The 14,059-nt window shown below is 68.3% G+C and carries 11 protein-coding genes and 1 rRNA gene; 9 read left to right on the top strand and 3 right to left on the bottom strand.

All coding sequences use genetic code 11. The annotated features are described in order from the left end of the window. A 16S ribosomal RNA gene (locus VH569_RS15275) occupies positions 1–195 on the bottom strand; the annotation flags it as partial. A gap of 547 nt (positions 196–742) precedes the next feature. Continuing rightward, entirely contained in the window at positions 743–1,663 is a 921-nt protein-coding gene (locus VH569_RS15270) for a LysR family transcriptional regulator (RefSeq protein WP_423316112.1), read from the bottom strand. A 209-nt stretch (positions 1,664–1,872) separates the two neighbouring features. Here VH569_RS15270 and VH569_RS15265 point away from each other — a divergent pair, with 209 nt between their 5' ends. The 9 genes from VH569_RS15265 to argE all read left to right on the top strand — a co-directional run bounded on the left by VH569_RS15265 (position 1,873) and on the right by argE (position 13,313). Further along, complete coding sequence (locus VH569_RS15265; RefSeq protein WP_423316111.1) at positions 1,873–3,282, top strand: MmgE/PrpD family protein; 1,410 nt, start codon at positions 1,873–1,875, stop codon at positions 3,280–3,282. Between the two features lie 291 nt (positions 3,283–3,573). After that, positions 3,574–5,076, top strand: coding sequence for an ABC transporter substrate-binding protein (locus VH569_RS15260; protein WP_423316110.1), 1,503 nt, complete (start codon positions 3,574–3,576; stop codon positions 5,074–5,076). 72 nt (positions 5,077–5,148) lie between these two features. Next, the gene (locus VH569_RS15255; protein WP_098738323.1) at positions 5,149–6,105 is read left to right on the top strand and encodes an ABC transporter permease; all 957 of its coding nucleotides are present in this window, start codon (positions 5,149–5,151) and stop codon (positions 6,103–6,105) included. A gap of 1 nt (position 6,106) precedes the next feature. Then, complete coding sequence (locus VH569_RS15250) at positions 6,107–6,991, top strand: ABC transporter permease (protein ID WP_423316109.1); 885 nt, start codon at positions 6,107–6,109, stop codon at positions 6,989–6,991. Position 6,992: 1 nt separating this feature from the next. Further along, positions 6,993–9,134: a dipeptide ABC transporter ATP-binding protein gene (locus VH569_RS15245; RefSeq protein ID WP_423316108.1), complete on the top strand. Its 2,142-nt coding sequence runs from the start codon at positions 6,993–6,995 to the stop codon at positions 9,132–9,134. A 110-nt stretch (positions 9,135–9,244) separates the two neighbouring features. Then, the gene (locus VH569_RS15240; RefSeq protein ID WP_109049875.1) at positions 9,245–9,664 is read left to right on the top strand and encodes a RidA family protein; all 420 of its coding nucleotides are present in this window, start codon (positions 9,245–9,247) and stop codon (positions 9,662–9,664) included. A 54-nt stretch (positions 9,665–9,718) separates the two neighbouring features. After that, a complete protein-coding gene (locus VH569_RS15235; protein ID WP_098738319.1) occupies positions 9,719–10,678 on the top strand; it encodes an agmatinase in 960 nt (319 codons plus the stop codon). A gap of 30 nt (positions 10,679–10,708) precedes the next feature. Then, on the top strand, positions 10,709–12,106 hold the full coding sequence (locus VH569_RS15230) for a formimidoylglutamate deiminase (RefSeq protein ID WP_423316107.1): 1,398 nt from the start codon (positions 10,709–10,711) through the stop codon (positions 12,104–12,106). Positions 12,107–12,149: 43 nt separating this feature from the next. Next, positions 12,150–13,313, top strand: a complete 1,164-nt coding sequence (gene argE / locus VH569_RS15225) for an acetylornithine deacetylase (RefSeq protein WP_423316106.1) — start codon at positions 12,150–12,152, stop codon at positions 13,311–13,313. A gap of 33 nt (positions 13,314–13,346) precedes the next feature. Here argE and VH569_RS15220 read toward each other — a convergent pair whose 3' ends face one another. Further along, a complete protein-coding gene (locus VH569_RS15220; RefSeq protein ID WP_423316105.1) occupies positions 13,347–14,054 on the bottom strand; it encodes an ABC transporter ATP-binding protein in 708 nt (235 codons plus the stop codon). Positions 14,055–14,059: the final 5 nt, after the last annotated feature.

Genomic DNA, 14,059 nt, shown 5'->3' with positions numbered 1-14,059 from the left:
ATCTGGTCGAGCACCGGGAAATAGCAGTCCACCACATAGTCCATGATGGTGTAGACGATGAAATCCTCGCCATGCTTCAGCAGGTGCGGCGCGCTTTCCACCCGTGCGCCACTAAGGCCGAAGCCTTCGTTCGACTTGCATGTGTTAGGCATGCCGCCAGCGTTCGTTCTGAGCCAGGATCAAACTCTCAGGTTCAGATCGCCARCMRAAGCCNRCGACTGACAGGACCGCCTAGGCGATCTCCTGAAACGTCGATACTGATACAGTTTCTCTGCTCAAAAGATGCACAGACGATCCTCNATTGTGCCGATCCCCAACTGAGAACCAGCACCCCAAGGCCGCAACGACTACCAACTGCCGCCGCCTGCGCATCCCTTCTCACAACACGGTATAAACTTGTCAAAGAACCCGCAACGCTGAGACGCGTCGCTTCCGAACATCTCGGCGACGATCCGCTCTGGATCACCGCGTCGTGTTCGGCTTATTTAGCGGTCTTTACTTTCGCTGTCAACCTCTTTTTTTCGAGGCGCTCGGCAGTTACTTGGTCGGACCGCTGTTTCCCTTGAAGCGCCACTGCTCTTTCGAACCGTGCTGCGTCGCGGGAGGCGGTGTATAGGCCGGTTGACCGATGCCGCGCAAGCGCTTTTTTCGGCCTCACGACGAGTTTTTGAGGAGCGCTGAAATCCGCGAGGCTTTACCGCCCCGCAACACCGCAGCCTCGCCGGATGGCCACGGTCGGGGCTCAGCGTCGAATGATCGCCTTGAGCCAGGGCGAAATTGCAAAGACGTCGGTGAAATAGCCCTGCTGGATCACGGCACGCCCGGCCTTGTGGATGTTGGCGGGCAGCTTCCCCAGCTCTCCCTTGCGGGTCACCACATGGATGGAGCGGCGGAAGCCGGAGGTCGGCAGCGGCAGCACGCGCATATGGTTGAGGTGCTGGCGGCTTTTCACCAGGGCCGTCGGCGGAAGCAGGCTCCATCCCATTTCCTCCGCCACCATGGCCATCACGGTGTCGGTCGCATCGAAGGCGAAGCTCCGCGGCACCTCCATACCCAGCCGGCGCAAATGCTGGTCCACCAGCCGGCCGAGCGCGCTGTCCGTCGTGCTGCGGATCAGCGGCAAGGTTTGGGACAGGGTCCGCAGGGCGGCCTCATCGACCACCTCGGGGCAACTGCGTGGCAGAAGCAGCACGAAGGGCTCGGTGAGCAGACACAGGCTGTCCACCTGATCCATGTCGTCGAAGCTGTCGTTGGTGAAGAGGACATCCAGCCGGCGGGCGAGGAACTGCTCGCGCAATTGCCCGCACAGGCCCGACGCGATGCTGAAGGACGGCACATGGTCGCGCAGCCGTTGCAGCAGCCGCGGAATGAACGGTGCCGCCAGCGTGTCGATGCAGCCGATGCGCAGTTCCGGCATGAAGGCGCTGTCCGTGCCGCCGATTGCCGCCGGCAGTTGCCGCGCGTCGGTCAGGATGCGGTTGCTCCAATGCCAGAGCCGCTGTCCGGCCGCCGTCAGCGCCATCGGCCTGATGCTGCGGTCGAGCAGCTGGGTGGCGAAGGCGGTTTCCAGTTGACGCACGACATGGGAGACGGCCGATTGGGTCAGACCGAGCCGGCCGGCCGCACGGGTCATGCTGCCCAGTTCGGCGACGGCAACGAACACCTCCAGGGATCCCAGGTCAAAGTCTCGGTGATGCATGGGGCTCCGATCTGCGACGGTTCGGGACAACTGCAAACTGCATGCTATCTTATGTTGGCGCTGGTCATGAACGCAGCTCATCCCGACCATGAAAGAAATTTCTCCAACTGACCGGAGCCAAGGTTTCCGCGGCAGCCTCAATGCCTGCCTGCAATCAAGCCGAGGTTCCTGCCATGACGCCTCCCTTCGACGAACCCACCCCGCCGACGGCCGCAGCCCGACGGATCGGCGATTGGGTTGCCGGGTTGCGGCGAAGCGATGTTCCTGACGCGGTCGCCGCGGTCGCACTGGACTGCATTGTCGACACGCTCGGGGTCGCGCTCGCCGGCACCGGCGAAGCGTCCGCCCGGCTGGCGGCCGACGAGGCGTTCGCGAGCTATGCCGCCGGGCCATCGCAAGTGCTGGCCGGGGACCGTCTGTGCGCGGAGGGCGCCACCTTCGCGAATGTCGCAGCCGCCCATGCGCTGGATTTCGACGACAACAGCTATGCCGGCTTCGTCCACGGCTCCGCCATCGTGGTGCCGACAGCGCTGGCGATGGTCGAGGAGGCCGGAGGCACGGGACGCGATCTGCTCACCGCCGTCGTCGCCGGCGCGGAAGCGCAATATGCGCTGGCGGAGGCGGTCGGCAACGGCGTGTACCATGACGGCTGGTGGACCACGGCGCTCTTCGGCACCGTCGGCGCGGCAGCGGCCAGCGCCAAGGCGCTTGGACTGGACGGACGGACGGCAGCGGACGCCATCGCCTTCGCGCTCTGCGGAACCGGCGGCCTGCGTGCGTGCTTCGGCACCGGGGCCAAGCCGCTGCTGGCGGCTCAGGCCGCAGCGAACGGGGTGCGCGCCGCCCGGCTGGCCGCGCGGGGCCTGACCGTGCCCCATGGGGTGGTGGAGGACCCGCGCGGTTTCGCAACGCTGATGGCGGCGGGCCGCTTCGACCCGGCCGCCCTGGATCGGCTCGGCCGGCGCTGGCGCCTGCTCGATCCCGGCATCGACACCAAGCTCTATCCGGTCTGCCTGTCCGCCCACGCCGCCATCGACGCGGTGCGCGACCTGATGGCGGAGCATGGCTTGAAGCCGCAAGACATCCGGACCGTCCACTGCCGCGTCCCGCCGGTGGTGGACGCCAACCTGACCTATCGGTGTCCGGCGACGGCGGGAGAAGCCCGCTTCAGCCTGCCCTTCGCCGTCGCCTGCGCGATGCTCTACGGAACGCTTGGGCTGGAGCATCTGGACGATGCGACGCTCGCCGATCCGGACCTGCGCCACGCCATCGGATGCGTCTCCATGGCGGCCGATCCGGACTGGAAAGCCGATCCCGACCGCGCCCACATCGCCCCCGAAGGCGCGGAGGTGAGCGTCGAGACAAGGACGGGAGAGCGCCATAGCCGCTTCTGCGCCTCGGCACGCGGCACGGTGGCCCGCCCGTTGTCGGCGACGGAGCGTACGGCCAAGTTCCGCGGCTGCGCCGCCCGCGCCGTCGGGGCCGAGACGGCGGAGCGCCTCCATCGAAAATTGTGCCGGCTTGAGGCCGAGGACAGCCTGTCGTGCCTGTTCGACCCCGCACACCATGGAAACTGTTCATGATGTCGATGAATATCGATCATGCTGCATAGCGGCTGCCCTGGGAGCGGCCCGTATTTTCATCATGCTGATCCGGCCAATCATCTTGGGAAAAACATAAGGAAACCAGGGATTTCTCCGGGAGTGCGCTGCACAAATTTTGCTCGCCCCGGCCCTTTGCCCAAATCTTAGCCCCTTCGTTGCCCGGTTCGCCGTCCTTCCGGCGTCCTTTCCTCCGGCCGCGGCCTTGTGAGACCGTTTCGGTCGAGCAGGAACCAAGGTCCGCCGCAAGGACCGGCAAACAGAGAGGCTTTCATGATGATGCGACGTTTGGTGGCACGCGCCGTGCTCTCGGCGATCCTCCTGTCCGGGACGGCGATGTCGGTCCAGGCCGCAGGCACGCTCAAGGTCTCGGTGGATTCCAACCTGAACACGCTGGATCCGGCCAAGATGAAGGGCGGCCAGGAGTATGTTGCCGCCTATCTGATCTTCAACGGTCTGACTGTCATCGGCCATGACATGACGGTGAAGCCCGATCTGGCCGAACGCTGGGAGCGCAGCGACGACCTGAAGACCTGGACCTTCCATCTGCGCAAGGGCGTGAAGTTCCACAACGGCCGCGAGCTGGAGGCCGAGGACGTCGTCGCCACCATCGCCCGCATCCAGGACAAGGCGACCGGCTCCACCGCCCGCGTCAATTTCGAGATCGTGGACTCGATGAAGGCGCTGGACCCGCTGACCGTCCAGTTCCAGCTGAAAAGCCCCTATGCCGGCTTCGCCGAGCTGTTCGGCGAGCGTCAGGCCCGCATCGTTCCGCGCGACGCCGTCGACACGCTGGCCTCCAAGCCGGTCGGCACCGGCCCGTTCGAGTTCGTGTCCTTCGCCCCCGGCGACCGCATCGTCCTGAAGCGCAACGCCAATTACTTCGAGCCGGGCCTGCCGAAGCTGGACGAGGTGATCGTGCGCATCCTGCCGGAATCGGCGGCCCAGGTGGCGGCGCTGACCACCGGCGAGCTGGATCTGGTGTGGAACCTGCCGCTGGAGGCCATCGACAAGGTCAAGGGCGACCCAAAGCTGAAGATCGATTCCGTCCCGACCTCGACCTGGGACGGCGTCATCATGAACAACACGGTGAAGCCCTTCGACGATCCGCGCGTGCGCAAGGCGGTGGCGATGGCGCTCGACAAGCAGGCCATCACCCAGATCGCGCTGTTCGGCAACGGCACGCCAACCCACTCGCCGATCCCGCCGAGCCATCCCTACTACAACAAGGATCTGAAGATCGCCAAGGGCGACCCGGCCGGCGCCAGGAAGCTGCTGGCCGAGGCCGGCTATCCCAACGGCTTCGAGGTCACGCTGCACACGCCGGCTGGTCGCGCCACCCGCGAACGTCTCGGCCTCGCCGTGCGCGAGCTGCTGAAGCCGGCCGGCATCACCGTCAACGTCCAGCGCGTGCCCTTCGACGTCTTCCTGAAGGACATCGAGGGCAAGGCCGGCTTCTACATCGACGGCTTCTTCAGCCGCCCGACCATCGATACCTCGGTCTACCCCTGGTACCACTCGCGCGGATCGTGGAACACCGCGTTGTGGAGCTATTCCAACCCAAAGATGGACACGCTGCTGGACGGCGCCCGTCAGGCCAAGAGCGAGGATGAGGCCAAGGCGCTCTACACCCAGGTCCAGGCGCTGGCGGTGGAGGATTCGCCGGGCGTCATCCCCTACGTCATCAACCACATCAACGGCCTGAGCGCCAAGGTCCACGGGTTCCACTCGCACCCGATGATGTTCCTCGACCTGCGCGACGTATCGGTCGACTGAGGTCGTTTTGGGGGTCGTTCGGGGGCCGGTACCAGACGCCGGTCCCCTCCTCTTCCCGCAGGGGATGCTGCCATGTTCGCCTACACACTGACCCGTCTCGTCTATCTGGCGCTGGTCCTGGCCGTGATGTCGGTCCTGATCTTCCTGGTGACGCAGGCGATGCCGGGCGATGTCGCCTCGATGATCGCCGGCCAGTTCGCCTCAAAGGAGGTGGTGGACGCCATCGCGGTCAAGCTCGGCCTCGACCAGCCGCTGATCGTCCAGTACGGGCATTGGGCAGCCGGCATCCTGCGGGGCGACCTCGGCCGCTCGCTGGTGCTGGAACAGCCAATCGGCCCGATCCTGATGGAAGCGCTGGCCCGCTCGCTGGTGCTGGCCGTGGTGGCGCTGTTCGTGGTCGCGGTGGTCGGCATCGGGCTCGGCGTCCTGGCGGCGGTGCGGCGCGGCAAGCTGACCGACCAGCTGGTTTCCGGCGTCTCCTATCTCGGCATCGCCGTGCCGGACTTCTTCTGGGCCATCGTGCTGGTGCTGGTCTTCGGCAGCTACATGAAGCTGCTGCCCACCGGCGGCTATGCGCCGATCGCCGACGGTTTCCTGCCCTGGGCCTCGCATCTGGTGCTGCCGGTCGTCACGCTGGTGCTGATGCTGCTGGCCCGCATCGCCCGGCTGACCCGCTCCAGCATGATCGACGTGCTGCAAACCAACTACGTCAAGTTCGCCCGCGCCAAGGGCATGCCTGAATCGGTGGTGATCCTGCGCCACGCGCTGAAGAACGCACTGTTGCCGACCATCACCGTGCTGGCCATCGATTTCGGCCTGATCCTGGGCGGCGTCGTGGTGATCGAGACGATCTTCTCCTATCCCGGCATGGGCCGGCTGCTGCTGTTCGCCATCCAGCGCCACGACCTGCCGCTGATCCAGGCGACGATCCTGATCGTGTCCGCCGCCTACTGCCTCGCCAACCTGACCGCCGACCTGCTCTACGCCTTCGTGAACCCGAAGATCCGCCACGGCATGAGGGCCTCCTGAGATGACCGACGCGACCCCCGCCCGGGCCCCTGTCCAACCGGCCCCGCGCCGCGGCCTTCTCGACCGTCTGCCGTCCCTGCCCGTCTCGTTCCTCGTCGGCATCGTCCTGCTGGCTCCGCTGGTTGTGGCCGCCGTCGCCGGCTCCTGGATCGCCCCCTACCCTTATGATGAGATGAACATCATGAGCCGGTTGCAGCCGCCGGGGACCGAGTTCTGGTTCGGCACCGACGAGTTCGGCCGCGACGTGTTCAGCCGCACCCTGGTCGGCACCGGCAGCTCGCTGGTGATGGGCGTCGCCGCCACGGCGCTGAGCCTGCTGGCCGGCGTACCGCTGGGGCTGATCGCCGGCTACAAGGGCGGACGCACCGGCGAGGCGATCATGCGCGCCATGGACGTGCTGATGTCCTTCCCGCCGATCCTGCTCGGCATCCTGGTTCTGGCCGTCACCCCGCCGGCACAGTGGAAGGCCATCGTCGCCATCGGCATCGTCTATGTGCCGCAGGTGGTCCGCCTGACCCGCGCCATCACGCTGGAACTGATGCAGGAGGAGTTCATCACCGCCGCCCGCCTGCGCGGGGAGAGCGCCGCCTACATCCTGTTCCATGAGATCCTGCCGAACATCTGGCCGCCGCTGGTGGTGGAAGCCAGCCTGCGCGTGGTCTTCGCCATCCTGCTCGGCGCCTCGCTCAGCTTCATCGGCATGGGGGCGCAGCCGCCCTCCTCCGACTGGGGCCTGATGATCAGCGAGGCGCGGCCCTTCGTGGAACAGGCGCCGTGGATCGCGCTGTGCCCCGGCTTCGCGCTGGCGACCGCGGTGATCGGCATCAACCTGCTGGGCGACGGGCTGCGTGCCCTGCTCGACCCCCGCAACACGGGAGCGCACTGAGATGATGACCGCTCCGCAAGCCCGTCCGGCGGTTCCGCCGGTGGTCAGCCCGGCGATCGCGCCCGAACCGGCGCCGCTGCTGGATGTCCGCGGCCTGACCATCAGCTACGGCAATGCCCGCGGCACGCTGCGCGCCGCCAGCGACGTCAGCTTCGCCATCCGTCCCGGCGAGGTGATGGGTCTGGTCGGCGAGTCCGGATCGGGCAAGAGCACCGTCGCCATGGCGATCCTCGACCTGCTGGGCGGAGGGGGCCGGGTGGACTCCGGCGAGATCCTGTTCGACGGCGTCGACCTGCGCCGCCTGTCGCCGTCCGAACGCCAGGCGTTGCGCGGCGACCGCATTGCCGCCGTCTTCCAGGACCCCTTCACCTCGCTGAACCCGGCGCTGACCGTCGGCCACCAGATCGCCGAACCGCTGATCCAGCACAAGGGCCTCTCCCCCCGGCAGGCCGCCGCACGGGTGCAGGATCTGCTGGCCGAGGTCGGCATCCGCGATCCCCGCCGGGTCGCCGCCGCCTACCCGCACGAGCTGTCGGGCGGCATGCAGCAGCGGGCGCTGATCGCCACCGCGCTCGGCTGCGAGCCGAAGCTGCTGATCCTCGATGAGCCGACCACGGCGCTGGACGTGACGGTCGAGGCCCGCATCATCGAACTGCTGGCGAAGCTGTGCGACAGCCACCGGCTGAGCGCCCTGTTCGTCTCCCACAATCTCGGCATCGTCAACCGCATCTGCCAGACCGTCACCGTCCTCTATGGCGGTGTGGTGGTGGAGACCGGGCAAACCGGCCGCGTGCTGTCGCGCCCGGCCCATCCCTATGCCAAGGGTCTGGTCGCCGCCCTGCCGCGCATCACCGCGGAGCGCCGCCACCGCCTGCCGTCGATCCCCGGCACCGTCGCCAAGCTGGCTGGGCCGCCCGCGGCCTGCGTCTTCGCCCCGCGCTGCCCCTTCGCCGAGGAGACCTGCCGCAGTCAGCCGCAGGCGATGCTGACGGATGGGGCCTGGGGCGGAGACGGGGACGGCGTGCGCTGCTGGAAGGCCGATGCGCTGGCCGGCACGCCCTGGCCGGACGAGGATGCCGGCATTGCCCGCGGTCCGAGAGCAGCACAGCCACGCTCCGCCCCGCTGGTTGAGGTCGACCATCTGCGCAAGATCTACGGCGCCAGCCGGTCCATCCTGCCCTGGCTGCGCCGGTCCGGCACCGTGGCGGTGGAGGATGTGTCCTTCACCGTCGGCCGCGGCGAGGTTGTCGGCGTGGTCGGCGAAAGCGGCAGCGGCAAGAGCACCATCGGCCGCGCCCTGCTGGCGCTGACCGAACCCAGCGCCGGCACGGTGACGTTCGACGGCGCCGACCTGACGCAGCAGGTCAGGCGCGGCGACCAGACCCTGCGCCGCCGCGCCCAGCTGGTCTTCCAGAACTCCGCCGCGTCGCTGAACCCGCGCAAGACGGTGGGGGCGGCGATGGACCGGCCGCTGGTTCTGGCCGGCCGGGCGGATGCGGAGGAGCGGCGCAAAACCGTCGCCAGCCTGCTGACGCGCGTCGGGCTGCCGGCGGCCTACGCCGACCGCTATCCGCACGAGCTGAGCGGCGGCGAGCGCCAGCGCGTCAACATCGCCCGCGCGCTCGCCACCGATCCGGACTTCGTCGTCTGCGACGAGGCGGTGTCGGCGCTCGACGTCTCGGTCCAGGCCAACATCCTGAACCTGCTGGCCGAACTGCGCGACGAGATGGGCCTGTCCTATCTCTTCATCACCCACGACATCGCCGTGGTGTCGCACATCGCCGACCGCGTGCTGGTCGTCTATGGCGGCACCATCTGCGAGGAAGGGCCCATCGGCCGCGTGCTCCGCCCGCCCTACCACCCCTACACCGAGGCGCTGCTCTCCGCCGTGCCGCGGCTGGCGGAGGACGGGCAGGAAGCGCCGCGCATCCTGCTGGAGGACGCGGCCCCCGCCCCCGGCGGGCGGGGCTGTGTCTTCGCCGGACGCTGTCCGCGCAAGCTGGGTTCGGTCTGCGACGAGCAGGCCCCTCCCGTCCACGAGACGGCCGACGGCCACCGCATCGCCTGCCACATCCCGCTGGCGACGCTGGCCGAACGCGCCGCGGTCTTTCCCGAACTGGCCGACGGCGACACCCGGCACTGACCGGGTTGCTTCCGACCGGCCACCCTGCCGGCGCTCCTGGGTGGAGGCGCCGGACGCCGCCCCCTTGCCTTATCGATCACCAAACCTCAACCGAGCCGGGACTTTCCGCCATGACCGTCCACACCCGCATCCGTCAGTTCAACACCAAGAAGACCTATCCCGAGCAGACGCTGGACAACGACCTGTGCCAGACCGTGGTCGCCCGCGGCACCATGGTCTTCGTCCGCGGCCAGATCGGCCAGAATCTCGACACCAGCGAGAGCGTCGCCATCGGCGATGCCGCCGGCCAGACAGAACAGGCGATGGCCAACATCAAGATGCTGCTGGAAGAGGCCGGCTCGCAGCTGGAGCACATCTGCAAGATCACCGTCTACATCACCGACCCGCGCTACCGCGAGCCGGTCTACCGCACCATCGGCAAGTGGCTGAAGGGCGTCCACCCGGTGTCGACCGGTCTCGTGATCAGCGCGCTCGCCCGCCCGGAATGGGTGGTGGAGGTCGATGCGATCGCGGTGATCCCGGACGCCTGAGGCTCCGCAACCCGCCGCCAACCGTCAAGCCAACCGACAAGAAGAACCGCCACCATGAGCACCAGCCTGACCAACCCGCCGCGCCGCGAGCTGCAAAGCTTCCTCGATTTCCCGATCTGCACGGACCTCGACCAGCTCGACGGCCATATCGGCATTCTCGGCATCCCCTACGGCGATCCCTACTCCATCGACGAGGTGACCAACGACCAGACCAACGCCCCGACCTGGGTGCGCCGCTACACCGAGCGGGCGCTGCGCAAGCTGGAGCGCTGGGATTTCGACATCGGCGGTCCGCTGCTGGGCGGCAAGGACATCAAGGTGGTGGATTGCGGCGACGTGAAGGCCGACCCCCGCAATCTCGACCTGCATTACGCCAACGCCGAGGCGGTGGTGCGCCGGATGCTCGCCAAGGGCATGCTGCCCATCGTCATCGGCGGCGACCATGGCATCCCGATCCCGGTGCTGCGCGCCTATGACGACCAGGGACCGATCACGCTGGTCCACATCGACGCCCATCTCGACTGGCGCGACGACGTGAACGGCGCCCGCAACGGCTATTCCAGCCCGATCCGCCGCGCCGCCGAGATGGACCACATCGGCCAGATCTTCCAGATCGGCCTGCGCTCCGCCGGCAGCGCCCGGCCGGAAGAGGTCGAGGCGGCGATTGCCTACGGCGCGGTGCTGGTGCCGGACGTGGAGTTGCAGGACATCGGGATGAAGGCGGTGCTCGACCGCATTCCCGACGGCGGCCGCTACTACCTGACCATCGATGCGGACGGCATGGACCCGACCATCATGCCGGCGGTCAACGGCCCGGCGCCGGGCGGCGTCACCTATCCGCAGATCCGCACCCTGATCCACGGGCTGGTGGCCAAGGGCCGCGTCGTCGGCATGGACATCGTGGAGATCACACCGAAGAAGGATCTCAACGGCATCACTGCGATCACCGCCGGCCGCATCATCTGCAACCTGATCGGCAAGACCATCCAGGCCGGCTATTTCGACGCGAAGTGAAAATAACCGAGTGATGGGGAGCATGGAGCGATGACCGCCGCGCGCCGGCTCGACCGGCTTTTCTGCGACCGGGCGCTGCTGGCCGGCGGCTGGGCGTCGGGGGTGCTGCTGCGCTTCGACGCCCAGGGGATGATCGCCGCCATCGAAACCGGGGTGGACAGGCCGCCCGCCGGGGTGGAGCGGGCAACCGGACCGGTCATCCCCGGCATGCCCAACCTGCACAGCCACGCCTTCCAGCGGGCGATGGCCGGGCTGACCGAGCGGGCCGGCCCGGCCGAGGACAGCTTCTGGACCTGGCGGGAGGTGATGTACGGCTTCGTCCGCCGCATCGATCCCGACAGTCTCCAGGCGGTGGCGACGATGGCCTATGCCGAGATGCTGGAGCGCGGCTACACGTCGGTGGCGGAGTTCCACTATCTCCACCACGATGCCGACGGCCGGCGCTATGGCGATCCCGCCGAGATGTCGATGCGCATCCTGGCGGCGGCGGACGCCACCGGGATCGGGCTGACCCATCTGCCGGTGCTGTATGCCCAGGGCGGTTTCGGCGGGCAGCCGGCGGGCGAGGGCCAGCGGCGCTTCCTCAACGATCCGGATCGCCTGCTGGGCATCGTCGAGGCCTGCCGCGCCACGCCCGGCGGACACCGCGTCGGTTTGGCCCTGCACTCCCTGCGCGCGGTGTCGCCCGAGGCGATGGCGGCGGCGCTGGACGGCATGGCGGCACTCGATCCCACGGCGCCGATCCACATCCATGTCGCCGAGCAAACGGCGGAGGTGGACGCCTGTCTCTCCTGGTCAGGACAGCGGCCGGTGGAATGGCTGCTCGACCGTGGCTGGCTCGGGCCGTCCTGGTGCCTTGTTCATGCGACCCATGTCACCGCCGGCGAGGTGGCGGGAATCGCGGCGTCGAGGGCGGTGGCGGGGCTTTGCCCGACGACCGAGGCCGATCTCGGCGACGGGCTGTTCCCGGCGCGCGACTTCCTGGCGCAGGGTGGCCGGTTCGGCATCGGGTCCGACAGCCAGATCGTCATCGACGCCGCGGAGGAACTCCGCCTGCTGGAGTTCGGGCAGCGGCTGGCCGCAAGACGGCGCAATCTGCTGGCCCCGCATCCGGACAGCTCGACCGGTGCGGCCCTCTACCGGGCGGCGGTGACCGGCGGCGCGCAGGCGCTGGGACAGCCGGAGCCGGCAGGCGGCCTCAAATCCGGGCAGCGCGCCGATCTGGTCGTGCTCGATCCGGACGATCCGCGCCTCTACGGCCGCAGCGACGACACGCTGCTCGACTCCTATGTCTTTGCCAGCGCGCGCAATCCCGTGCGCGATGTGGTGGCGGCCGGGCGGCTGGTGGTAAGGGACGGCCGGCATGTCGATGCCGATGCGATCCGCACCGGCTGGCGCCGTGCCGTCGACCGGCTGCACGCCGCCTGAGCGACGGCCCCGAACGAAGCCTAAAAGGAACAGGGACATCCCGATGACGGCGACCATCGACATTCTGGAACGGCTGGTGGCCTTCAACACCGTCAGCCGCGAAAGCAACCTCGATCTGATCCGCTGGGTGCAGGAGAGGCTGGAAGCCGCCGGCGTCGCGACCTGGCTGGTGCCGAGCGACGACGGGCGCAAGGCCAACCTGTTCGCGACGCTGGGGCCGGCCGACCGCCCCGGCGTCCTGCTGTCCGGTCACAGCGACGTGGTTCCGGTCGAAGGTCAGGCATGGACCAGCGATCCGTTCCGGCTGACCCGCCGGGATGGCAAGCTGTTCGGCCGCGGCACCGCCGACATGAAGGGGTTCGTCGCCGCCGCCCTCGCTTTGTTCGACCGCGCCGCCAGCCGGCAAGCCGCCGGCCGGCCCCTGTCGCAGCCGCTGCATCTGGCTTTGTCCTATGACGAGGAGGTCGGCTGTCTCGGCGTCCGCCGGCTGATCGAGATGATGGCGGCATTGCCCGTCCGTCCGCGCTTCTGCATCGTCGGCGAACCGACCGGCATGCAGGTGGTCACCGCCCATAAGGGCAAGACCGCCCTGCGTGCCGAATGCCACGGCGTCGAATGCCATTCCAGCCTGGCGCCGCAGGGCCTGAACGCCATCCACATGGCGAGCGACCTGCTGACCGGGCTGCGCCGCATTCAGAACCAGTTGCGAGAGAACGGGGCGCAGGACGATGCCTATGACGTGCCCTGGACCACGATCCATGCCGGGGTCATCCAGGGCGGGGAGGCGCTGAACATCGTGCCGAACCGCTGCCGCCTCGACTTCGAGATCCGCCACCTGCCGCAGGATCCGGTCGGGCCGCTGCTGGACAGCATCCAGGCGGAGGCCGATGCCATCGTCCAACGCCTGCGTGCCGATTTCCCGGCGGCCGGGCTGACCGTCGCCGAGCTGTCGAGTTATCCGGCGCTCGACACCGACAGCACCGCCGAGGTGGTGGCCTTCGTCAAGGCGCTGACCGGCGGCAACAGCACCGGCAAGATCTCCTTCGGCACGGAGGGCGGGCTGTTCCAGCAGCGGCTGTCGATGCCCACGGTGGTGTGCGGTCCCGGCAGCATCGGCGAAGCCCACAAGCCCGACGAGTTCATCGCCGAGGACCAGCTTGCGGCCTGCGACCGCATGCTGGATGCCCTGCTCGCCCGCCTGACCTGACGGCCTTCCGCCGGCGGGGGTGGGGCCGCCCGATCAGACGGCAACCATCTCCATCAGCCGGGCACGGTCGGCGGACGAGGCTGCTTCGCCATGCAGGGTGATGCGGCCCCGCTCCACCGCGTAGAAGCGGTCGGCGACGTCGAGCGCGCGGTGGATGTTCTGTTCCACCAGCAGGATGGTCAATCCCGCCCGCTTCAGCTCCGTGATAATCGCGAAGATCTCATCGACGATCATCGGCGCCAGCCCCTCGGTCGGCTCGTCGATCAGCAGCAGCCTGGCGGTCCCCACCATCACGCGGGCCATCGCCAGCATCTGCTGCTCGCCGCCGGACAGGGTGGTGCCGAGCTGCCGCCGCCGCTCGGCCAGCCGGGGGAAGCGGGCGAAGGCCTGTCCGATTGCCTGCTCGTTCTCCCGGCGCGCCCGGCCGGGGCATTGGCGCAGTCCCAGCCGCAGATTTTCTTCGACGCTGAGGCCGGGGAAGATGCGGCGGTCCTCCGGCACCAGACCGAGCCCGAGGCGGGCGATGGTATCGGGCGTCTGCCCGGCCAGATCGACGCCGCCGAAGCGGATCGTGCCAGAACTGGCCGGCACCCAGCCGGCGATGGATTTCAGGATGGTGGTCTTGCCGACGCCGTTGCGGCCGAACAGCCCGATCACCTCGCCCGGACCGGCCTGGAGGGACACGCCCTGCAGGACATGGCTGAGGCCGTAATGCGCGTGCAGGTTCTCGATGGAAAGCATGGCTG

Source organism: Azospirillum sp. 11R-A (genome assembly GCF_049472615.1).
In the GTDB taxonomy this organism is placed as follows: Bacteria; Pseudomonadota; Alphaproteobacteria; order Azospirillales; family Azospirillaceae; genus Azospirillum; species Azospirillum palustre.
The sequence above is the reverse complement of the archived record's forward strand: the minus strand, read 5'-3'. Positions and strand labels throughout refer to the sequence as shown.